Origin of the sequence: Alkaliphilus metalliredigens QYMF, assembly GCF_000016985.1 — a bacterium.
Classification (GTDB): domain Bacteria; phylum Bacillota; class Clostridia; order Peptostreptococcales; family Natronincolaceae; genus Alkaliphilus_A; species Alkaliphilus_A metalliredigens.
The window spans coordinates 567,460-591,073 of sequence record NC_009633.1; the positions used below are offsets into that span (position 1 = coordinate 567,460).

Annotated in this window: 21 protein-coding genes; 19 read left to right on the forward strand and 2 right to left on the reverse strand. The window is 36.8% G+C overall.

What is annotated here, in order from left to right; all coding sequences use genetic code 11:
* Positions 1 to 169: 169 nt before the first annotated feature.
* The 3 genes from AMET_RS02745 to AMET_RS02755 all read left to right on the forward strand — a co-directional run bounded on the left by AMET_RS02745 (position 170) and on the right by AMET_RS02755 (position 3,816).
* Positions 170 to 1,567, forward strand: a complete 1,398-nt coding sequence (locus AMET_RS02745; protein ID WP_011971680.1) for an MATE family efflux transporter — start codon at positions 170 to 172, stop codon at positions 1,565 to 1,567.
* A 154-nt stretch (positions 1,568 to 1,721) separates the two neighbouring features.
* Complete coding sequence (locus AMET_RS02750; protein WP_011971681.1) at positions 1,722 to 2,432, forward strand: response regulator transcription factor; 711 nt, start codon at positions 1,722 to 1,724, stop codon at positions 2,430 to 2,432.
* The gene (locus AMET_RS02755; protein ID WP_011971682.1) at positions 2,425 to 3,816 is read left to right on the forward strand and encodes a sensor histidine kinase; all 1,392 of its coding nucleotides are present in this window, start codon (positions 2,425 to 2,427) and stop codon (positions 3,814 to 3,816) included. Before AMET_RS02750 ends, AMET_RS02755 begins: the two co-directional genes overlap by 8 nt.
* 133 nt (positions 3,817 to 3,949) lie before the next feature.
* On the opposite strand, the gene AMET_RS02760 is transcribed toward AMET_RS02755, so the two are convergent.
* Both AMET_RS02760 and AMET_RS02765 read right to left on the reverse strand, forming a co-directional pair.
* The gene (locus AMET_RS02760; RefSeq protein ID WP_011971683.1) at positions 3,950 to 4,429 is read right to left on the reverse strand and encodes a hypothetical protein; all 480 of its coding nucleotides are present in this window, start codon (positions 4,427 to 4,429) and stop codon (positions 3,950 to 3,952) included.
* Positions 4,430 to 4,546: 117 nt separating this feature from the next.
* Positions 4,547 to 5,326 (reverse strand): zinc dependent phospholipase C family protein, encoded by a 780-nt coding sequence (locus AMET_RS02765; RefSeq protein WP_011971684.1) that lies wholly within the window; start codon positions 5,324 to 5,326, stop codon positions 4,547 to 4,549.
* A gap of 604 nt (positions 5,327 to 5,930) precedes the next feature.
* Here AMET_RS02765 and AMET_RS02770 point away from each other — a divergent pair.
* The 16 genes from AMET_RS02770 to AMET_RS02845 all read left to right on the forward strand — a co-directional run bounded on the left by AMET_RS02770 (position 5,931) and on the right by AMET_RS02845 (position 23,588).
* Positions 5,931 to 6,965, forward strand: a complete 1,035-nt coding sequence (locus AMET_RS02770; protein WP_011971685.1) for a C4-dicarboxylate TRAP transporter substrate-binding protein — start codon at positions 5,931 to 5,933, stop codon at positions 6,963 to 6,965.
* Positions 6,966 to 7,104: 139 nt separating this feature from the next.
* On the forward strand, positions 7,105 to 7,620 hold the full coding sequence (locus AMET_RS02775; protein WP_011971686.1) for a TRAP transporter small permease: 516 nt from the start codon (positions 7,105 to 7,107) through the stop codon (positions 7,618 to 7,620).
* The gene (locus tag AMET_RS02780; RefSeq protein ID WP_011971687.1) at positions 7,611 to 8,900 is read left to right on the forward strand and encodes a TRAP transporter large permease; all 1,290 of its coding nucleotides are present in this window, start codon (positions 7,611 to 7,613) and stop codon (positions 8,898 to 8,900) included. Before AMET_RS02775 ends, AMET_RS02780 begins: the two co-directional genes overlap by 10 nt.
* 99 nt (positions 8,901 to 8,999) lie before the next feature.
* The gene (locus tag AMET_RS02785; protein WP_011971688.1) at positions 9,000 to 9,656 is read left to right on the forward strand and encodes a GntR family transcriptional regulator; all 657 of its coding nucleotides are present in this window, start codon (positions 9,000 to 9,002) and stop codon (positions 9,654 to 9,656) included.
* Between the two features lie 93 nt (positions 9,657 to 9,749).
* Positions 9,750 to 10,778, forward strand: coding sequence for a zinc-binding alcohol dehydrogenase family protein (locus AMET_RS02790; protein ID WP_011971689.1), 1,029 nt, complete (start codon positions 9,750 to 9,752; stop codon positions 10,776 to 10,778).
* Positions 10,779 to 10,875: 97 nt separating this feature from the next.
* Positions 10,876 to 12,327 carry a tagaturonate reductase gene (locus AMET_RS02795; RefSeq protein ID WP_011971690.1) on the forward strand — a complete coding sequence of 484 codons (1,452 nt, stop codon included), beginning with the start codon at positions 10,876 to 10,878 and terminating at the stop codon, positions 12,325 to 12,327.
* Between the two features lies 1 nt (position 12,328).
* A complete protein-coding gene (locus tag AMET_RS02800; protein ID WP_011971691.1) occupies positions 12,329 to 13,816 on the forward strand; it encodes a UxaA family hydrolase in 1,488 nt (495 codons plus the stop codon).
* Positions 13,817 to 14,168: 352 nt separating this feature from the next.
* Positions 14,169 to 15,671, forward strand: coding sequence for a glycerol kinase GlpK (gene glpK, locus AMET_RS02805; RefSeq protein WP_011971692.1), 1,503 nt, complete (start codon positions 14,169 to 14,171; stop codon positions 15,669 to 15,671).
* Positions 15,672 to 16,181: 510 nt separating this feature from the next.
* On the forward strand, positions 16,182 to 17,249 hold the full coding sequence (locus AMET_RS02810; protein WP_011971693.1) for a C4-dicarboxylate TRAP transporter substrate-binding protein: 1,068 nt from the start codon (positions 16,182 to 16,184) through the stop codon (positions 17,247 to 17,249).
* 162 nt (positions 17,250 to 17,411) lie between these two features.
* Positions 17,412 to 17,918 (forward strand): TRAP transporter small permease, encoded by a 507-nt coding sequence (locus tag AMET_RS02815; RefSeq protein ID WP_041720273.1) that lies wholly within the window; start codon positions 17,412 to 17,414, stop codon positions 17,916 to 17,918.
* 37 nt (positions 17,919 to 17,955) lie between these two features.
* Entirely contained in the window at positions 17,956 to 19,236 is a 1,281-nt protein-coding gene (locus AMET_RS02820) for a TRAP transporter large permease (RefSeq protein ID WP_011971695.1), read from the forward strand.
* A 20-nt stretch (positions 19,237 to 19,256) separates the two neighbouring features.
* A complete protein-coding gene (locus tag AMET_RS02825) occupies positions 19,257 to 19,964 on the forward strand; it encodes a glycerophosphodiester phosphodiesterase (protein WP_011971696.1) in 708 nt (235 codons plus the stop codon).
* 138 nt (positions 19,965 to 20,102) lie between these two features.
* Positions 20,103 to 20,669 carry a glycerol-3-phosphate responsive antiterminator gene (locus AMET_RS02830; protein WP_011971697.1) on the forward strand — a complete coding sequence of 189 codons (567 nt, stop codon included), beginning with the start codon at positions 20,103 to 20,105 and terminating at the stop codon, positions 20,667 to 20,669.
* Between the two features lie 148 nt (positions 20,670 to 20,817).
* A complete protein-coding gene (locus AMET_RS02835) occupies positions 20,818 to 21,543 on the forward strand; it encodes an MgtC/SapB family protein (protein ID WP_011971698.1) in 726 nt (241 codons plus the stop codon).
* A gap of 110 nt (positions 21,544 to 21,653) precedes the next feature.
* Complete coding sequence (locus AMET_RS02840; RefSeq protein WP_011971699.1) at positions 21,654 to 22,952, forward strand: nickel-dependent lactate racemase family protein; 1,299 nt, start codon at positions 21,654 to 21,656, stop codon at positions 22,950 to 22,952.
* Positions 22,953 to 23,084: 132 nt separating this feature from the next.
* Positions 23,085 to 23,588 (forward strand): ACT domain-containing protein, encoded by a 504-nt coding sequence (locus AMET_RS02845; protein ID WP_011971700.1) that lies wholly within the window; start codon positions 23,085 to 23,087, stop codon positions 23,586 to 23,588.
* The last annotated feature ends 26 nt before the right edge of the window (positions 23,589 to 23,614 follow it).

The window sequence follows — 23,614 nt, forward strand, 5'->3', positions numbered from 1 at the left end:
CATAATCGGAACAAAAGAACAAAATATGTGCAGAATGATAGGGGGAATTTAAGTATAATGATAAAAGTAAAGGCTGTGATGTCAAATGAAATCAAATAGAAGGAGACTCATTGCGAAAGTGGATTGAAAATATAAGGAGGTTAAAAGAAAAGGTGAGGATGAATAGAATATGAGTATTCAGCTAAATAAGAAAGATAGTAAAAGAAGAAAATTTATATTGGAGGGGGACCTATGGCAAGTGGTTTTATCTATATCCATGCCCTTGGCTATCTATAATGGCTTCAATCATTTATTTAGCTTTTTAGATACCATGATGGCAGCTCATATAGGCTCTGAGGTTGTCTCTGCTATATCTTATCTTGTTCAAATTAAAACCATGATTATGGCAATAGGAGCTGGTTTAGCCATTGGTGGTGGTATTATCATCGCTAGATATTATGGTGCAGATGATATCAGAAATGCTAAGAAATGTGCTAATACATTGGTTTTTCTAACCATTGGGATTAGTTTAATACTTTTAGCTGTCTTGTTGCCCTTTACGAAACAAATACTGAGGCTAGCCAACACACCAGAGGAATTAATTGCTGTTGGCAGTGGTTACTTTACTGTTGAAATTATAATGATTATTTCTATATTTATCAATAATGTATATATAGCCATAGAAAAGGCAAAGGGGAATACCAAGAGTATTCTACACTTAAATTTAATGGTACTTGCAGTAAAGCTAGCGCTGACAGCACTATTTGTATACGTTTTAAACTATGGCATCACAATGATGGCTATGGCTACATTAATCGCCCATCTGATGTTAACGGTGTTTGCTATGACCCATATGCTTAGGCCGGATAATGTATTTAGGATATCCTTTAAAGATGTGGATTTATCTCTTAAGTTTATTTGGCCAATATTAGTTTTAGCATTACCTATTTTTTTTGAGAGATTTACATTTAGCTTTGGTAAGGTCATCGTCAATTCCATGAGTGCATTTTATGGAAGTATGGTGGTGGGAGCCCTTGGTGTTTCTAATAACATTGGAGGGGTGATCATTAGTATCGGGAATGGTTTTCAGGAGGGAGAAGCCTCGATTATCAGTCAAAATTTAGGAAATGAGAATTTTGAGAGAGCCGTAAATGTCTTTAAAAAGACATTGATTGTTAGCTTGGTTCTTGGCGGTATGGGGTTGTTATTAACAACGGTTTTTATGGACCAGATTATTAGGGTATTTGCCAGGGGGGATTTAGCATTTGCAGAGGAAATTACAAACGTTTTTAAATACGAACGGTGGGCTGTGGTCACAATGACAGTTTCATCTGCAGTCATGGGACTCTTATATGGCTTTGGCTATACGAAACTATCACTGGTAATCAACTTTATGCGTTTGTTTGCCCTTAGAATACCGACTTTATACTTATTTCAAACATTCACCAATTTAGGCAGTGAGAGTGTGGGGATCGCTATGCTTGTTAGCAATGGATTAATTGGGGTGACGTCAGTCATTATAGGGTTCGTGATAATTGAAAAAATGAAAAAAGAAGGACGGTACCATAAAATTGTGACTACCCATTAATGGAATATATACTGACATAGCATGTAAAAAGAACAAACAATACACTAGAAAGACACTCTAATGCAGATACAATTTAGGACATAGTTGAATATAAAGACTCCTTCTGATATGCTGAAGAAATAAGATGTCGTAGGTATAGACAAGGGGTGAAGTAGTGAAGGACAAAAAGATTCTTTTAGTTGAAGATGATGAAAATATTAGTAAAATTATTAAGTTGTATTTAGAAAAAGAAGGATTTGTCGTATCATGCTGCTATGATGGAATCGTTGCTTGTGAAACCTTCTTAAAAAACAAATATGATTTAGTGTTACTGGACCTAATGCTCCCAGGATTAGATGGGTACCAGGTTTGTCAAAAAATTCGAGAAACAAGCTATACACCTATTATTATGCTTACAGCCAAAGGAGACTTGGAGGAAAAAGTAAAGGGTCTTCATATTGGGGCAGATGATTATGTAACCAAGCCATTTGAAATTCATGAACTCCTTGCTCGGATCCATGCCATGCTTCGGCGTATAGAGCAGGATCATGAGGAAGTTAATCGTAAAGAGGGTAATCGATTAGAATACGATAATTTGATATTTGATATAGACGCCTTTATTATTTATTTAAATGAGGATATTATTAATGTTCCAAGACGAGAAGCACAGCTCTTGAAGTATCTAATGATGTATCCCAATCAGGTATTCAAAAGAGAGGAATTGATTGAAGGGATATGGGGATGGGATTTTGAAGGAGAAGATCGTGTGATTGATTTATATATTAAACGTCTACGAAAGCGATTAAAAAGTAAAACCAAACAAAGCTGGTCTATTAAAACCGTTTGGGGAATCGGATATAAATTTGAGGTGGAGAAAAGTGTTTAAATCTATTTTCAAAAAATTTCTACTTACCTATATGGCAATTTCTATTATCAGTCTATTAATGGTGGCCGGTGTTGCTAGTTATTTTATGGAGCAGGAGATTTATGGACAAAGGGAACAATTTTTAGAGCAGAAGGCGTTGCAGGTAAATCGACTGTTTTTTCAGTTAGAAGACAATAAAATTTCAGTGGATTACTTTATCAATATGTTAAACATGATTCAAACCAACGATAAAATAGGAATTTCAGTGATCTTGGATGAGCACAAGCCAGCAAACATAGAAGAGTTTGGTAGGAGGCCTGTCAGTTCAAATCGTTCAGGCACCAATCATGAAATGCAAGAAAATGAATATTTTATTGCTTATTTTGAATCGGAAGAAGAACGAGACATTCAGATGATGACAGTATCCATACCTTTGATAATAGATGATGCATTAATGGGAGAGGTTTTAATTTATAATCCAGTGGCCAATGTGGAGTTGATCACCGCTAATGTGAATAAATCAATCTTTTTGACATTTATAGCCATTAGTATACCACTGGCTTTGTTACTTTTTTTCATCTCACGAAAATTTACTACTCCCTTAATTCATATGAATGAAGTAGCCCATAATATTTCAAGGGGAGATTTTTCCCAGTCAGTGGCGGTTCAAGGTAAAGATGAGGTGGCGGAGCTAGGCCATGCATTAAATCATATGGCCTTTAAAATTCAAGGATTAGAGGAGTTACGAAAGGACTCAATTGCCAATGTATCCCATGAGTTAAAAACCCCCTTAACGACGATCCAAAATTTCATAGAGGGGATTTTAGATGGAGTAGTACCAAAGGACCAAGAGGAAAATTTTATGGAAATTGCCCTAGATGAGACCAAGAGATTAGGAAGAATGGTAGAAGAGTTAATCGTTCTTTCATCCTTTGAGAAAAAGCTTGTGAAGCTTGATGTGTCTCCCAATAATATAGGAAATTTAGTTGATGGCGTGTTCCTTCAAATGAAATTTCACCTTCAAGAAAAAAAGATACGAGTAGAAAAAAGGCTAGATACAACAATTATTGCAGAGGTAGATCAAGAACGCTTTAGACAAGTACTCATAAATTTATTGGATAATGCCATCCGTCATATGCCTGAAAATGGAAAAATTGAAGTGTGCTTAGAGAAGTCCTTGGATAAGAATTTTATATTAGAAATTCATGATTCGGGTCCTGGGATTAAAGAAGAACATCTTCCCTATATCTTTGAGCGATTTTATAAGGCTGACCCCAGCAGAAAGAAATCTGGTGGTGCAGGCTTAGGACTCACCATCAGTAAGCATATCGTTGAGGCACATGGTGGTGAAATCAACATTAAGAATGGTAGAGATAAAGGATTAAGTGTAGAGATTACACTATAGTATGTGAAACATAAGAATTTGCAAAGAAAAAAGCACTCTGGAGATTTTCCAGAGTGCTTTTTTACTGTATCTAATTTCTATTTAAAAGGGGGGGAAATCTATTATATAAACTTGAGCTTATTTAACTACAACTCTATCCAAGTAAGGCTTGTAGATAAGCTTCAAGGGTTGCTTGCATTAACACATCAATTTCTTGTGGTTCACCTGACACTTCATCTACTGAAAAATATTCAATGGCTTTATTATTCAAAAGTTCTGCTCTAAAGCTTTCAACTGTGGATTCATCTAGTTCAATACCATCTTGTGCAATGACTTTAAAGTCATTAATTTGTGCATCCACTACGGTCAATTCTACTTCTATTTGACCTTGTTCATCTTGAGTCATTCCCATTGCTGTGTAAGTACCGTCGGTTGGGACCATTTCTTCTTCACTATATTCAGCCTGAGATGGCTCATTATTGGTAACGGGTTCTTCAATCCCAATTTCATTTTCATTGGCGTCATCCTCCCAAGGGCTATCCTCTGCGCCGCCACCACATGCTGCCAAGGTAACCATACTGACAGCCAATACACCTATAAATAATAATTTTTTAAATTTTGTGTTCATTTTCATTTTTATTGCCTCCTAAAGATATATTTTAATCCGTTGATTTCGTGTCCATCAACTTATCTATAGTCTAGTCGACAAATGTGTCATGGTGATGTCGGAATAAGATTTTGTTTTAAAGGTTTATTGATTTTTCGAAAAGACATCTTTATAAAACATAATCATTGCTCCAGCTGTGGTCTTCTTGGCTAAGGGCAGACCACACTTTGTCAGACGATAGTAACGATGCTCTTCATCTACGATTTTCTTAAATCGTTTATGTATTTTAAGGGCGATTCTGGCATTGAATCGAATATAGTCCTCTACGGAATCTAATAGGTAGGTGCCTCTTTCCACTTTGAAGTCATCTATATATTGGTAGGTACGCTTAACAAAGGTCTCATATTGACGATGACTGTCTAGTAATCGGATGTTGGCGTGCTGAGGAATGGTCATATCCTGAATAATGTGCAAGGCTGCACCTAAATAAAACAGGGACTCATTAAATGCCCCTTCTCTCCATAAACCAATGGCTTGAAAATAATAGTCCACTCCCAGTTCCATGGCGCTTCTTCTGCCATAGAGTCCCTTCTTCTTATAGGGATTATAAAAATGGTTTGAGCTTTTAAAATCTTGATCGGCCCAAACGGCTCCTTTATTAATGTCTAAGATATAACTGCTAAAAAAGTTGTATTCCTCAGCATAGCCATCATTTCTGAGGATCTTCAAGGCCTGGATATTAATAAATTTATGAACCTTACATTGGGTTTTGATAATTGATTTTTTAATGGGATTTGCAATGCCAAAGACTGTCCTTAGAAAATAATCATAAGTTGTTTCGAAAAATTCTATTGTAATCACCTTCATTCCTTTGAGTTTAAGTAGATGACCAAAAGTTTGTTCTTTAACTTTTGTGTCAGTCACTTAGTCAGCTATACGTTGATTGCCCTCCTCCAATTTAAACCCAAGGCAATCAATGGATTGATGACATCCTACTTTGTTTAAGTAGATGACCAAAAGTTTGTACTTTAACTTTTGTGTCAGTCACTTAGTCAGCTATACGTTGATTGCCCTCCTCCAATTTAAACCCAAGGCAATCAATGGATTGATGACATCCTACTTTGTTTAAGTAGATGACCAAAAGTTTGTACTTTAACTTTTCTGTTGGTCACATAGCTAACATCTTTCATATTTTATTATTTGTGATTTGCTGAATAATACACATAGACTTTTAGTTAATTATAAAAGTTCTTCTAAGGTACAGGGTTTAATCCTGTTAAGTTAAGGTGTGACACCATGAGGGTGAAGTAATGGACAAGTTGATTTAACTAATAATATTTTATATTAAAAAAGAGGAGAATATGTTGACAGAAAAATGGAAATACTATATAGTTACTCTTGTGATATATCAGTAATATATCAACAATATATTGCTGATATATGAAAACGATTACAGATTAACATCCTAGCTTTAAGTGTGCTACTGCACATTTAAATAGATAATTGTCTATATAAGGAGGAGAAAGAAATGAAAAAGCTTATTACCATGTTTCTAGGAACCATATTGCTAGTATCTTTACTTACTGCATGTAGTTCCCCTGCTACACCAACAGAGGGTGACGCGGAAGATGCAACTGAAAGCGTTCAGCCAGTAACAATTCAAATAGGTTATGAAAATCACCCTGGTGAGCCACTTGATCTTGCTGTAAATGAGTGGAAAAGACTTGTTGAAGAAAGAAGTAATGGAAATATGACGGTTCAGGTATTTCCTTCTAGTCAACTTGGATCTAAAAATGACATCATAGACCAAATGATGGCAGGGGATTCGGTTATTACATTGGCTGATGGTGCTTTCTATGCAGATCGTGGTGTTCCAGACTTTGGTATTGTGTTTGGACCATACCTATTTGATACTTGGGAAGAGGCTTGGAAGCTGACTGAAAGTGATTGGTATGCTGGACAATCTGGTCTGCTTGAAGAAAAAGGATTAAAGTTATTAACTTCTAACTGGATGTATGGGGACAGACACACGCTTACAACAAATCCAGTAAGGACAGTAGAAGATCTTAAAGGTATGAAGATTCGTGTTCCAAATAACACAATTCAAGTTAAAGGGTTTGAGGTTTTAGGAGCGACACCAACACCTATGGCATTAGGCGATGTGTACACAGCCCTACAACAAGGAACAATCGATGGACTTGAAAATCCACTACCAGTACTTTACAATGGTAAATTCCATGAAGTTGCTAAGTACTTAACACTAGATGGACATGTTAGAAACTTTACTACTTGGGTTATGGGTGCAGAATTCTTCAACTCCCTAACTGCTGAACAACAACAAATTTTAATGGAAACAGGTAATGAAGCTGGCCTATACAACAACGAACTTCAAGAACAAGTAAATGAAGAGACATTAGAATTATTTAAAGCTGAAGGTGTTGAAATAATTGAGGTAGATCCAGCAGTATTCCAAGAAGCTGCGAAATCTTTCTACTCTCTTCCAGAATTTACATCTATCTGGTCAGAAGGACTATATGACACAGTGAAAGATGCTATGAAATAAAGCATAGTTTCAGTTATCACTAAGGATATTTTATAAGGTGTATATCGTATCCGGAGACTATCTAGTCTCCGGATACTAAGATATAGCAAAAACAATAAAATTTAACGGTTTTCTGGATATTTACTTGAGGAGGGCATACATGGAGATTAAAAATAAAGTACTTAAGTACTTGTTAGATATGGATTATTTTATTGCAGGCATATCATTGATTATGCTTATTGGGACAACATTTATGGGTGTTCTAATGCGTTATTTCTTCAACAACCCTTATACTTGGTTAGAGGAGTTTCAGCTTTGGTGTTTTGTTTGGTTAGTGTTTTTTGGATCTGGGGCAGCATTTCGCAGTGGTAGCCATGTATCCATAGATGTTGTGGTGGATCTTATGCCACCTATTGCAAGAAAAATAGTAGGGGTATTTGGATATATAGTGGTTATGTTTATACTTGCTTATATCATGTTTCATGGATCGAATCTTGTAAAACAACTATTAGATACAGGTAGGTATACAAATATACTAAAGGTACCGTATCCTGTTATCTATTCAGCGCTTCCAATCGGTTGTGTATTAATGATGATCAATCACACAATTGTTACAGCCCTGTTATTTTTTACAGAAAAAGTTGAGACAGAAGGGACTGAGGAAGAATGGATATAAGTGCTGTTGGCTTAGGAGCTATTATTGTATTGGTATTTTTATTTTTACAGATTCCAGTTTTTGCTTCCTTGCTTGCTGGTTCTGTTACGTATTTCATGCTAACGCCAAATATTCCAACACAGATCATTGCACAACGTGTTATTTCTGGTATTGAGAGTATCCCTCTTCTTGCAGTTCCATTTTTTGTTTGTGCAGGCGTATTTATGAATTATTCAGGAGTAACAAAACGAGTAATGGAATTTTGTGAAATCCTTATGGGTAGGACGTCTGGAGGACTGGCACAGGTAAACGTATTATTATCTACGCTAATGGGTGGTTTGTCGGGATCTAATTTAGCGGATGCAGCAATGCAGGCAAAAATGTTGGTTCCTGAGATGGAGAAAAAGGGTTTTTCTAAGGAATTCTCTTCAGTAGTTACAGCTTCTTCTGCTATGATTACACCATTGATTCCGCCCGGTATTGCAATGATTATCTATGGATCTATCGCAAATGTTTCCATAGGCAGATTGTTTATAGCTGGGATTGGACCTGGTATATTATTATGCGTTTCAATGATGATATTAGTATCGGTCATTTCTAAAAAACGTGGCTATAAGCCAGCTCGAGAGACCCGTGTCACACCGAAGGAATTAATCAGTGGGCTTGGAACCGCAGCGTTACCTCTCTTCTTACCTGTTATTATCATTGGGGGGATTCGTTTAGGAATATTCACACCAACTGAAGCTGGTGCTGTTGCAATTATCTATTCACTTATACTTGGGGCGGTTTATCGAGAAATGAAGTTTTCACACATCATTACAGGACTGAAGGAGACCATCACTAGTACTGCTTCTATTATGCTTATTGTTGGGGCAGCTTCTGCCTTTGCATGGGTACTGACTAGAGAGCAGATTCCACAACAAATGACAGGACTCATTGTCAGTATGATTTCCAACAAATATGTATTCCTTATTGCAGTAAATATATTTCTAATTTTCGTAGGTATGTTTATTGAAGGAAATGCGGCTATGATTGTATTAGTACCATTATTAGCACCAGTTGCTGTAGAGTACGGTGTTAATGAAATACAATTTGCAATGATATTCATATTTAACATGGCTGTTGGCTGTTTAACACCACCTATGGGGACACTTATGTTTGTCACATGTGGAATCACAAAGTGCAAAATCAAAAATTTTATTAAAGAAGCGATACCATTCTATATACTACTTTTGATATGTTTAATGCTATTAACATTCGTGCCAGTATTTTCCACTGGTCTTGTGGATTTGATATACTAAGAGATGCAAGTAGAAATTAAGAATTCCATATTAAACTTATAAAAATCAGGGATTTGAATTGTCTACTAATAAAATTCCAAAATAGGTGGGATCGTCTAAATGAATAAATCTAATGCAGTACAATTACCCTTGAAAGATAAAGCCTACAACTTAATAAAAGAGCAAATTATTAAATGCCAACTCATGCCAGGGAGTGATCTGTCAGAGGCACAGATTGCCATGGAACTGGGGATTAGTAGAACACCCGTGAGAGAGGCCGTATTACAATTGAACCGAGAGGGATTTATAACGATATATCCTCGAAAAGGAATGATTGTTTCCTCAATATCTGTTAAGGACATACAAGAAGTGTTTCAGATAAGAGAAATGATAGAGCCTCATATGGCTAAAACCGCCTGTAAGAATATGTCTAAAGAATACCTGCTAGGGTTGAAAGAGAAATTTAAAGCGATAAAATTTGGTTTAGATAGCGCAAGTGATATGGCGTATTTTGACCTAGATATAGAATTTCATAAGTATATCCTTGAGAGGGGAAATAACAATCATTTGATAAGGTTTATGAATGAGATATTTGACTTAGACTATAGGATTCGCGTTATGTCAACTTTAGATCGAGATGATGTTGAAAAAAGATCATCACCTGAACATTTTGATATTATTGATGCGCTAATTTCTAAGGATGAGAAACGAATAGAGGACACAATACGAAGACATTTAATAAATTCTCGTGAAGTAGCTTTGATGAGAATTTATTAGTGAAAAATAGAAGACGTATTAAAGATAAAAAATATAATTGACTTTAAAACAATAGATGTTCTAATCTAAAGGGCATACGAGGGAGAGATAAATATGGAAAAAATGAAAGCAGTTCATATTAACGACGACGCTACAATACAAGTTGTAGAGATAGATCGGCCAACACCTAAAAAGGGAGAGGCGCTTTTAAAGATAAAATACTGTGGCATCTGTGGTTCCGATATTCAGACATATACAGGAAATCAACCATTTGCAACATATCCAAGGATTCCAGGCCATGAATTTTCTGCTGAAATCATAGAAATCGAAGAAAATGATATGGGATTACAGAAGGGGATGATTGTCACTGCAAATCCATATTTTAATTGTGGAAAATGCTACTCCTGTCTGAGAGGAAAAGTAAATTGCTGTGAGAACAATGAAACAATGGGCGTACAAAGAGATGGATCCTTTGCGGAGTACATTGTCATGCCAATAGAAAGAATCGTGGATGGTAAAGGGCTAGATGCAAAGACATTATCCCTCATTGAACCCTTTAGTATTAGTTACCATGCTGTTAATCGAGTTAATATACAAAAGGGCGACAAGGTCTTGGTAATAGGTGCAGGGGCCATTGGTATTTTTGCAGCACTTGCAGCGAAGCTCAGAGGTGCTGAGGTTTATATCTCTGATATTTTTGATGAAAGACTTGAAGCTGCATTGAAAATGGGAGCAGACGGAACGATCAATGTAAAGAATGAAAACCTACAAGAACGTGTCAAAGACATTACCAATGGAAATGGAATGGACGTTTGTATCGAAGCAGTAGGAATGCCAGAAACCTTCTTAGACTGCATTGAAAATGTATGCTTTGGGGGGAAAATAGGTCTAATCGGGAATGGTAAAAGAGAAACGACATTTAACCATTCTATTTTACTAAAAAAGGAATTAGATGTTTATGGTTCAAGAAATAGTTTGAATGATTTTATACCACTAGTTGATTTGGTTTCTAAAGATAAAATCGATATCCTTCAGATTGTATCGGATATTTTACCCTTGGAGAATGTGAAAGAAGCATTTGACCTACTAAAAAATAATGACGGTAGTAAAATGAAGGTACTGGTTGAGTTTGATAAAGTATAAATAATAAATAAAAGAAGCTCTTTGGTGGTTGTGCAAAGGGCTTTTAAGCATAAACATTTTGTAAAACCAGGAATTTATTAAAAAAGGAGGAAAAATAATGAAATTGAATAAAACCATTTATAAGGAAGCTAGGAATTACCCAGAAAAAATAGTGCAATTTGGAGAAGGTAACTTTTTAAGAGCCTTTGCTGATTGGACAATAGACAAAATGAATAAAGAAGCCAATTTTAATAGTGGGGTTGTTGTGATTCAACCTTTACAGGGAGGGTTAATAGATAAACTCAATGACCAGGATGGTTTATACACTTTATATCTCAATGGTATAAAGGATGGTGAAGTTGTAAGTGAGCACGCAGTCATTGATTGTGTTACTAGAGGCATCAATACTTATACAAATTATGATGAATATCTAGCAGTAGCAGAAAACCCAGAGCTAAGATTTATGATATCCAATACCACAGAGGCAGGAATTACTTATAATGAGCAAGACCGATTAGAAGACAGACCTCAAGCTAGTTTTCCAGGCAAGTTAACTGCCCTATTATATCACAGATTTAAAACTTTCAATGGAAGTAAGGATAAGGGTCTTGTTTTTATTCCTTGTGAATTAATTGAAAAAAATGGTGAAAAGCTTAAGGAAACGGTACTGAAGCTTGCGGCGCTTTGGAACTTAGAAAATGATTTTAAGGTATGGATTGATGAAGCCAATACATTTTGTAATAGTCTAGTTGATCGAATCGTACCTGGATATCCCAAGGAAAGAATGGAAGAGATTCGTCAAGAATTAGGATATGATGATGATTTAGTAGTAGAAGGGGAACCATTCCATCTATGGGTAATTGAAGGGCCAGCTTGGGTCAAGGAAGCGTTCCCAGCTCATAAAGTAGGATTAAATGTGTTAGTGGTAGATGACATGACTCCCTATAGAACCAGAAAGGTTAGAATTTTAAATGGAGCACATACCAGTATGGTTCCTGTAGCCTATTTATACGGAATTGATACCGTTAGAGAATCTGTGGAAGATTCTGTAGTGGGTCAATTCATTAAGGAAACAATTTTTGAAGAAATCATTCCCACTTTAGATTTACCTAGGGAAGAATTGGACGGGTTTGCAAATGATGTATTAGACCGATTCAGAAACCCCTTTATTAAGCATCAATTAATGAGCATCTCATTAAACTCAATGTCAAAATTTGAAACAAGGGTACTTCCTTCTATTTTAGAGTATGAAAATAGAAAAGGTGAATTGCCGAAAAAATTAACGTTCTCGCTAGCAGCATTAATTGCCTTCTATAAAGGAGAACGAAATGGAGAAAAAATTGCGTTAACTGATGATGCAGCCATTTTAGAACAATACAAAACCCTTTGGAAAGCTTATGAGGGAAAAGAAGACCAATTAAAGCATATCGTAACAACTATATTATCCAATGAAAAGATATGGAAAATGGACTTAAATCAAATTAGTGGGTTAACGGATATGGTGACCAATTATCTTAGCAAAATTCAAGAACATGGAGTTAAAAATGTATTGCAAAGGATGATGAAATAAAATGAAATCATTCATTAAAATCAACGAAACGGATAATGTAGTGGTGGCTTTAACTGACTTAAAGAACGGTGAAATAATTGAACTAGGCGATTTACAAGTGGTACTCCAAGAAGAAATAAAAAGAGGCCATAAGTTTGCATTGAAAGAGATCACACAAGGAGAGCACATCTTAAAGTATGGTGCGCCCATCGGATATGCAACACAGACAATAGCAAAAGGTCATTGGGTACACTCTCATAATACCAAAACAAATCTAGAGGGAGTGAGTGAATATCAATTCAATCAAAAACTCAATGAATTAATAGCGGAAAATAGAAATCTGAATTTTGATGGGTACCGCAGAAGAAATGGAAGTGTGGGGATCCGAAACGAACTATGGATTGTACCTACGGTTGGGTGCGTCAATGGTATTGCACAAATGATTATTGAGAAATTCAAAGAGGAAGTCAAACCAGAAGGCATAGATGCCATTGAAGTATTTAAGCACAACTATGGTTGCTCTCAGCTGGGGGATGACCATAAAAATACAAAGGTCATATTAGGTGATGTTGTGAGACATCCTAATGCCGGTGGCGTGTTAGTCCTTGGATTAGGCTGTGAAAACAATTATATTTCCGCATTTAAGGAAGATCTAGGTGAATATGATCAAGATAGAGTTCGTTTTCTCATTACCCAAGAGGTAGGTGATGAGGTTCAAGAGGGTGTTAACCGCTTGAAGGATCTTTATGAAGAAATGAAAACCGATAAAAGAGAGGTTGTTTCTATCTCTGAATTAAAGATTGGATTAAAATGTGGTGGTTCCGATGGACTCTCTGGTATCACAGCTAATCCATTACTAGGTGTTTTTTCTGATTTCCTTATTTCTCAAGGTGGAACAACGATCTTGACAGAAGTGCCAGAGATGTTTGGAGCAGAGAATATATTAATGGGTCGTGCAGAAAATGAAGATGTATTTGATAAAACCGTGAATCTTATTAATGATTTCAAACAGTACTTCATTGAACATAAGCAACCAATTTATGAAAATCCTTCTCCAGGCAATAAAGAAGGAGGAATCACCACCCTTGAAGAAAAATCCCTTGGATGCACTCAAAAAGGTGGCATAGCCACAGTTGTGGATGTACTAAAGTATGGTGAAACTTTAAAGAAAAAGGGTTTGAATTTATTGGATGCGCCAGGAAATGACTTGGTGGCAGCAACGGCATTGGGGGCATCTGGCTGTCAGATCGTATTGTTCACAACGGGCAGAGGAACTCCCTTTGGAAGCTTTGTCCCAACCATAAAGATTTCGACTAATTCAGCAATATATAATCTGAAGCCACATTGGATTGATTTCAATGCAGGCACCTTGGTAGAGAATGAGACAATGGAAGAAGCTTTGGAAAGATTTATTGAATATATTATTGAAGTGGCCAATGGAAAATTGGTAAACAACGAAAAAAATAACTTTAGAGAAATATCTATATTCAAGACAGGTGTTACATTATAAATTAATTTTATTTAATATATAAAAAGTCCTTCGAAAGCTGTGGTAATTTGGAGGGCTTTTTTGTTGCGATAGATTATATGATGATTGTGAATTTAGCGAGTGGTCAAGGAGAAGAGGGTTGAAATTGGGGATGAGGTGATGCTAAGCTATACTTAGCCAGAAGTCGGGGGCTTTGAAGCCCCTCTAGCTTCTGGCTATTTTTTCAGTGTGAAAACATAGTAGAAGGAATTTATCAGAATATATAGAAACATAAAAAGAAAGCAAGCGATTCAGGAATACCTAATCTTTTTAAAGGGAAAGACAGTGTAGTGAATGTTCAAGTATCAGTTAATCATATAGGGGGGCGCATAAAATGAAGAAGTATATTATGGCTTTAGATCAAGGAACCACAAGCTCAAGGGCAATATTGTTTGATCAAGAGGGTAAAAGAGTAGGAAGTTCACAGAAAGAATTCACTCAATTTTATCCAAAGGCAGGATGGGTAGAGCATGATCCAATGGAGATATGGGGAACACAGAGTGGTGTTGCCAGAGAGGTTTTAGAAACAACGGGGATCAGTACTCAGGATATCGCAGCAATTGGGATTACAAACCAAAGAGAAACCACAATCATATGGGATAAAAACACAGGCAAGCCTATATACAATGCCATCGTTTGGCAATGTAGAAGAACTGCAGGGATTTGTGATGAATTAAAGGCACAAGGCATGGAGACCTACATTAGAGAGAACACGGGATTGGTGGTAGATGCATACTTTTCCGGAACCAAGGTGAAATGGATATTAGATCACGTAGAGGGAGCAAGAGAAAAGGCTGAAAATGGGGAATTGTTATTCGGTACAGTGGATAGTTGGTTGATATGGAATTTAACAAGAGGAAAGGTACATGTAACTGATTATTCCAATGCCTCAAGAACCATGTTATATAATATCAAGGAATTAAAATGGGATGAAAAAATATTAGAGGCATTAGATATTCCAAAATCTATGCTTCCAGAAGTAAAGGCCTCCAGTGAAGTTTATGGACATACAGACCATCAAACATTTGGTGGCGCTGACATTCCCATAGCAGGAGCGGCGGGGGATCAACAGGCTGCATTATTTGGCCAAGCATGTTTTCAACCTGGAATGGCTAAAAACACCTATGGAACAGGATGCTTTATGTTGATGAATACAGGTGAAAAATTTGTGCCATCTGAAAATGGACTCTTAACTACTTTAGCATGGGGTGTAGATGGGAAGGTAGAGTATGCTTTAGAGGGAAGTATCTTTGTAGCTGGGGCTGCGGTTCAGTGGCTGAGGGATGAACTAAGGATAATCAGAGATGCAGAGGACACTGAGTATTTAGCCACAAAGGTGGCGGATTCCAATGGTGTTTATGTAGTACCGGCCTTTACGGGTATGGGGGCACCTTATTGGGATATGTATGCAAGAGGTGCAATCCTAGGGTTGACAAGGGGAGCTAAAGCTGAACATATTATCAGAGCCACATTAGAGTCAATTGCTTATCAAACGAGAGATGTATTGGAGGCCATGCAGGAGGATTCTGGGATTGAATTACGCTCCTTAAAGGTCGATGGTGGTGCTGTTTCGAATAATTTTTTAATGCAGTTTCAAGCGGATATATTAGGAGTCCAGGTAGATAGACCTGAGATTATAGAGACAACCGCCCTAGGAGCTGCCTATCTTGCTGGACTGGCAGTAGGCTTTTGGCGTGATAAAAATGAAATTGCTAATAAGTGGAAGGTGGATACTGTTTTTAGTCCAACAATGGAAAATACTAAAAAAGAAAAAATGTATAGAGGATGGAAACGAGCAGTGAATCGTGCCTTGAAATGGGAGCTAGAAGAGGAATAACAACAAATGGTACCACAAAGGCCAACAGCGCTATATTTGTTTTCAAGTACTTTACAAAGTAAAAAGCATGTGGTAACATGAGAATATATTAACAGGAATTACAATATGTGGTATTTTTTCAATTTTCAGAAAGTACTTTTACAGAGGATTTAATTAAATATAATGAAACTATTGGAGACAGGAGAATTGGAGCGTCAACAGTGGGCAATATAATGTACTGTAGCTGTGAGTTACAGGGTTATTGTTCTATTGTTGCTTTTTATTGCATGTCTATTTTATTGACTCTATTTATCTAAGGGATGTTCAATAAGTGGATTATGGACAGGAGTAAGTCCCGTTTACTTATGAAATAATTAAACTGCCACAAGCTAGAGGAAAACGTTAACGTTAATCAAATTAACAATAGAAAGGGGGCATGAAGAAACAAATTTGTAGCCAAGTCTAATTTTAGAATGCATGTCCATCTAAGGGTAGCTAAAGGTATGAACTCAAAAAAGGGAGGATTATATTATGAAAAAATTGGGAATAAAGTTAAGCGTTATACTGGTGTTATTACTACTAATCACAGGGGTTTTGACGGCATGCGGCGGAGGGGAAACACCGGCAGAAGCGGAAACGGAGGGTGAAGTAACAACAGAAGTAGAAAGTGACGATGACTACAAATTGGTCTTAAGATTGAGTCATGTATTCTCACCTGAGGAGCAACTGACTAAGTCAATGGATTTAGTTGCAGATAGCATTTATGAAAAAACAAATGGTGCTATTGAAATCCAAACATTTCCACAGGGACAAATCGCTGCTTACAAGGATGGCGTAGAGCAAGTGGTTAGAGGGGCAGACTTTATTTCTGTTGAGGATCCTTCATACATAGGAGACTATGTACCTGACTTTACCGCAATGGTTGGTCCTATGTTATACGATACTTATGCTGAATATGTGGCTATGACAGATACCGAATTAGTGGCAGACATGAAAAGAAGAGCAGAAGAAAAAGGCATCAAAATCCTTTCTTTAGATTATGTATTTGGTTTTAGAAATGTAATCACAGACAAAGTAATCGAAACCCCAGCGGATTTAAATGGTGTTAGATTAAGAGTACCTGGAAGTCAATTGTTTATCGAAACATTAAACGCCATGGGTGCCAATTCAACACCGCTACCATGGGGAGAAACGATTTCCGCTATGCAACAGGGGGTTGTTGATGGGATCGAAGGCTCTGAATTCACAAATCTTGGTAACAGTATTTATGAAGTAAGAAAAAATGTGGCATTAACCCGTCATTTCCTTGGTGCTTGCGGTGTTTATATTTCAACTGACGTATGGGATGGAATTCCAGCAAAATACCAAAAAATTATCCAAGATGAGTACAATGCTGGTGCCATTCATATGGTGGAACTATTAACAGAGCAACATGCAGGTGTTGTTGAGGAATTAGAATCCTATGGTGTCCAGTTTAATGAAGTAGACCGAGAGGCTTTTGTAGAAGCAACTGCTCATATTTATGATACATTCCCTGGTTTAACACCTGGAATCTATGACTTGCTTCAAGAGGAGCTAGCTATCATAAGAGGACAATAGTAGAAATAGGTCGGTTCTTAATATAATTATAAATAAAGACAACTAATATTATCCTAATAGAATAAGAATATTATAGGAGATTACTTGCTATAATCATTCATCTATTAGGATCGTTTTTTTACCATCAATTCAACCATGAGGACGTAAGGAGTCGTGATGAGTATGAGAAGAATAATCAATAATCTTGAGGAAATCATAAGTTCCTTTTTTGTAAGTATAACCGTTTCTTTAGTCATTTTAAATGTAATCCTAAGATATGTTTTTAATATGGGAATATACTGGTCAGAGGAAGCTGCTACCATTAGCTTTGTATGGAGTGTTTTTATAGGAGCAGGTGCATGCTATAAGAAAAAGATGCATATTGGAATTGATTTATTGACACAGCTGGCATCCGTAAAGGTTCAAGGCATTATTCATCTCCTAGTCAATTTAGCTCTAGTGGGAATTAATGGATATATCACCTACTTAAGTATCGTCTTTGTAAGAGCATCTGTGGGCAAGCCAACGGCTGTTTTAGGCATTTCATCTGCATATATGAGTGCCGCAGTATTAGCTGGATTTGCCATTATGACCTTCCATTCTATTCGATTTTTTATTGCGGGAGTAAAGGTATTGATTACAGGGGAAGTAAATAAAGAAGTGGAAGAAGCCAATATCATATCAAAGTAGGAAACAGCAAGAATATAAATGAGTAGGAGTGATGAAAATGGCTTATGTACCAGTGGCAATTGTATTTTTATTATATTTCTCAAGCATTCCAATAGCCTTTGCTCTATTTGCTGCAACATTATCATACTTTACCTTTATCAATACAGGTATGCCGGTTGATTTGGTTTTGCAAAGGTTTATTACTAGCACAGCTTCCTTTCCGCTATTAGCCATTCCATTTTTCATTATGGCAGGTGCCATTATGAACTACGCAGGGATCAGCTCTAAGTTAATGAAAATGGCCGATGTACTGACTGGACATATGGTGGGTGGGCTGGCACAGGTGAATGTGGTGTTAAGCACCCTAATGGGTGGCATATCAGGGTCTGCCAATGCAGATGCTGCAATGCAGTGTAAAATTTTGGTGCCGGAGATGGAAAAAAGAGGGTTTAATCGAGCTTTCTCAGCGGCCATTACCGCAGCCTCCTCTTCGATTGCACCGGTGATCCCTCCAGGTATTAACTTGATCATCTATGCACTGATTGCAAATGTATCTGTGGGAAGGATGTTTGTGGCGGGATATGTACCTGGGTTGTTGATGTGTCTCGCTCTAATGGTGACTGTGTCTATTATCTCAAATAAAAGAAGTTATAAGCCATCTAGAGAAAAAAAAGCAACATTAATGGAAGTTTTACTACAAACAAAGGAATCAATTTGGGCATTATTTTTACCCTTTGGCATTATCATGGGATTACGTTTTGGAATGTTTACACCTACAGAAGCAGGTGCCATCGCTGTATTATTCTGTACACTGGTTGGATTTTTTGTGTATAAGGAATTGAAAATACAACACTTTCCTGAAATATTGAAGGATACCATTTATGGTACAAGCTCAGTCATGTTAATTATTGTTGCCGCATCTGTATTTGGATACTATATGAGCTGGGAAAGAATTCCACAAAGTATTACTTCTGTTTTATTAAATGTAACAGAAAGCAAGGTAATGATGCTTATGGTAATCAACCTGTTACTTTTGTTTATGGGAATGTTTTTGGAAGGGGGCGCAGCACTGATTATTGTGGCACCATTACTGGTTCCTGTGGTTGTGAGTCTTGGTGTTGATCCAATCCATTTTGGGATTATTGCCATTGTCAATATCATGATTGGCGGGGTGACACCACCCTTTGGATCCATGATGTTCACCACATGTACCATTACAGGGGTTCCGATTACTGACTTCATCAGAGAGGTTTATCCCTTTATTATTGCATTACTTGTTGCATTACTGCTTGTGACATACCTACCAGGATTAATTTTATTTTTACCAAATCTAATGTAATTTTAGGAGGCTGAAAATAGATGTTAATGATTGCCCATCGAGGCGCATCGGGAGATGCTCCAGAAAACACCATAGCAGCTATGGATTTAGCAATAAAGCAGAATTGTGATGGCATCGAAATGGATGTGCAACTCACAAAGGACGGACAGGTTATTGTTTGTCATGATTGGACTGTAGATAGAACCACAAATGGAACTGGAGAAATTAGAAATTTAACAGTAGAAGAAATTAAAAAACTAGATGCAGGGTCATGGTTTTCTGAAAAATTCACAGGAGAAAAAATACCTACATTAGAAGAAGTGATTAACCATGTACCACATTCTCTGTTATTAAATATTGAAATCAAAATACAGGCATTTGATGATAGGGATATCGCAAAACAGGTACTGGTGATTTTAGAAAAATATGATAGAATAGAGAATACGATTGTTTCATCTTTTAATCATTTACAGATTCAAAGGATAAAAAAATTAAAGCCCGCGGTGAAAATTGGATCTTTATATGAGGCCTATCTTTTGAACCCTTGTGACTACTTCAAGCAAAATGATTTGAACCTGTATAGTTTTCATGCTTGCGGGTATTATATCAATCATGAAGTGATCAAAGAGCTACAGGATAATCATATAAAGGTGTATTGTTGGACTATAAACGATAAAGAAAATGCAAATTTGCTTAAGGATATGGGGGTAGATGGCATCATTTCTAACTTTCCAGATATGTTAAAATAAGGGTAGATTATATATTTTTGTCTATTGAAGGATTATGTGAAACAGTGAGAAAGACACATGAGTATTGGCATTGAATGAGCCATATCATAACGAATAGCTGGCGTGTGTGTTTACATTTATAAAAGGGGTGTTAATGAGATGAAGGAAACGATATTTGAGAGAATAGTAGAGAATCCAATTATTGCAGCTATTCAGAAAGAATCTGACTTAGACATTGCGCTACTATCTCAGGTAAACACCATATTTTTATTGCGTGCGGATATTTTTAATATTAAATATTTAGTTGACAAGATTAAAAGTAATGATAAAAGTGTCTTTATTCATATGGACTTTTTAGAGGGAATAGGAAGAGATGCCAAAGCCATTGATTATATTGCCAAAGTGGTTAAACCGGATGGCATTATTAGTACCAAGAGTAGCCACATAAAGATTGCCAAAGAAAAAGGAATGTTTACGATACAACGTTTTTTTCTCATTGATAATCAATCCTATAATATGACCATTAAAAGTGTTGAGCTTACACATCCAGATATGATTGAGATCATGCCAGGGGTGATACCGGGCGTTATTGGTCGTATGACTAAGAAATTAACCACACCTGTGATTGCAGGCGGATTAATAGAAAGTAAGCAAGATATTATTGAAGTCTTGAAGGCCGGGGCATTAGGGGCTTCCACTGGGAAAAAAGAATTATGGGAGTTGTAATCAAATAATATATTTCAAGTCAAGATAAAGGCTGAATAAAGAGAGCGAGTCACATTTAAAAGAGAGTAATAACCTTTTTTAGATGTGGCTTTTTTATACAATAGGAAAGTTTTGTTTCCTATTGTATAAAAAACGAGGGGGGACTAATATGATAAGTATAGGTGAAACGATTTTAAGACTCGTTCTTTCTGCACTGACTGGTGGACTGGTGGGAATGGAGAGGGAAGCCAACAATCGACCTGCTGGACTGAGGACCCATGTATTAGTTACATTGGGTTCAACATTGATCATGCTTATATCCATGTATGGCTTTGATGGATTGGGGGTAGATGGTCAAGGAGGAGAGCCTGCAAGGTTAGCGGCACAAGTCGTAAGTGGTATCGGATTTTTAGGGGCAGGTACAATTCTACGTACGGGGAATAACATTAGTGGACTGACGACAGCAGCAAGTATCTGGGTATGTGGTGGAATTGGATTAGCCATAGGCAGTGGATATTATATTGGGGGATTAACCACTGCAGGGATTGTTTTTTTTACGCTTAAAAGTCTAGGATTAGTTGAAAACAAGCTTTTCAAAAAGAAATACAAGTCATTGATTCTACAATGTAGAGAAAGACCTGGATTAGTTGGGGACATTGGACACTTATTAGGAAAGAATAATATTATTATAAAGGATATCAAAGTGATTAATGAATATGACCAATACGATGAATACGATGAAAGTAATTCTATTGAAATTCATTTTATGGTCAAAATACCTTCGAAATTTTATGGTGAAAAGTTCTTTGAAGAGCTCCTGGATATCAATGGAATTCGTGATGCCATGTGGGATGGGACATCGAAAGTATATAATGTAAAAAGAAGTGTTAAATAGTAGAAGAATAAAACATGTAGTCTAAATTACATTTGTATAAATAATAATTAAAGTGTATAATCATTCTAAAGAAATTAGCGTCATTTCGTACTTAGAAAGGTGTGGGTGCAATGAAACCTATCGGATTGGCATACGGTCGAAAAGAAGTATTATTGGGGTTACCGGAAAAAACCCTAGTGCAAGTATTGGAAGGCAAGCCCAATGGGCATGAAAAAACTGAAGAAGCCATTATTGTAGAGGCTTTGAGCAATCCCATGGGAACCGATAGATTGCAGGATATTGTGAAGGCAGGACAGCGGGTATGCCTTGTGATTTCCGATGTCACAAGAGCTTGGCAGAAAATGAGTCTGTATCTTCCTTATATCGTTGAAGAACTAAACCAAGCGGGAATCCTAGATGAAAATATTATTTTTCTCTGTGCAACCGGTTCTCATCGAAAACAATCAAGAGAAGAACATAAACTGCTTTTAGGAGAAGAACTAGCGCTGCGCTTTCAGGTGATCGATCATGACTGCAGAGATGAGAGTAATCTAGTTGATCTGGGGAAGACAAGCTTTGGAACCCCAGTTCAAATCAATCGAATTGCCATGGATTGTGATCATATTATTATAACCGGAGCCATTGTATACCACGATTTAGTTGGCTGGGGAGGGGGCAAAAAATCAATCCTTCCTGGAATTGCGGGGTATCAGTCCATTATGGGTAACCATGGATTATCCTTAAGTCATATAGAGGGTGCGGGAACCCATCCCCATGTCAAGAGTGGGAATATTGTCCAAAATCCATTGCATGAGGATATGTTAGAAGCTGCCGGTATTGTCAATCCTTCCTTTTTATTTAATGTGATGATGGATGAGGCAGGTAACATTGGAAATGCCGTTGCAGGGCATTTTGAAGGGGCCCATGAAGTAGGACGAAAGCTAGTCAGTGAAAGTGATGGTATATTTATTAATGAAAAGGCAGATTTGGTTATTGCTTCTGCAGGTGGATTTCCCAAGGATATGAACCTATATCAAGCTTCTAAGGCTTTAAGTAATGGTAAGGAAGCCCTTAAGCCAGGTGGAACAATGATATTGTTATGTCAGTGTGAGGAAGGCTTTGGACATCCTGAGGTTCAAGAAATCATCACTGGTTTTGAAAGTAACCTAGCCCGTGAAACGGAATTGAGAAGAAATTATACCATTGCAAAATATGCTGGTTTTTTAGTCACTGAAATTGCTGCTAAATATAAAGTGATACTGGTGTCTGAAATTGATCCAGTACTGCTAGAGGCAGCCAATATTAAAGTAGTGAGCACCCTAGAATCGGCATTAAAGTTAGTTGGTGGAATACAAGATGCAATCTTAAAAACCTATGTGATTCCTAAGGCGGCAAATGTATTGCCTATAGTAGCCAGTGATTCTAATTAATTGGATTTTAGATAAAGATGCCCTTGAAGGATCAACTCTTCAAGGACATTTTTTATATAACAGGAAAATGAATTGAAATAAAATCATATTATTATGAATTTTTTGTTGAAATGAAAAAGACTTTGTGATAGTATGTTCATATTGATTCAACAAATGTACACTGTAGATAAACAAAAGGGAGGTGTAATGATGGAGCGTGATGGGGGTACCCATTATATTGTTAACGAAAAAGCACTGCCGATCGTACTCTTAAAGACCGTGGAAGCAAAGGAATTACTAAAAAAAGGTGAGGTCGTGACCATCCATGAAGCAGTGGACCGGGTAGGCATGAGTCGCAGTGCCTACTACAAGTATAAGGACTACATCTTCCCTCTTTATGAAATGAATAAGGGGAAAATCATTACAATGCATTTGATATTAAAACATCTTCCAGGTATTTTATCCGAGGTACTAAACCAAATAGCGGAGTCTGAGGCTAGTGTTTTAACCATTAACCAAAGTATTCCTGCCCATGGAATCGCCAATATTTCCGTAGCATTAGAAACGAGACAGATGACAATCAATATTGAAGAGTTAATTTTAAAGATGGAACAAATAAAAGGAGTGCAGAAAATCAATATACTTGCACAGGAGTAGTTTTAAATTATATTGCTTAAGTGAGT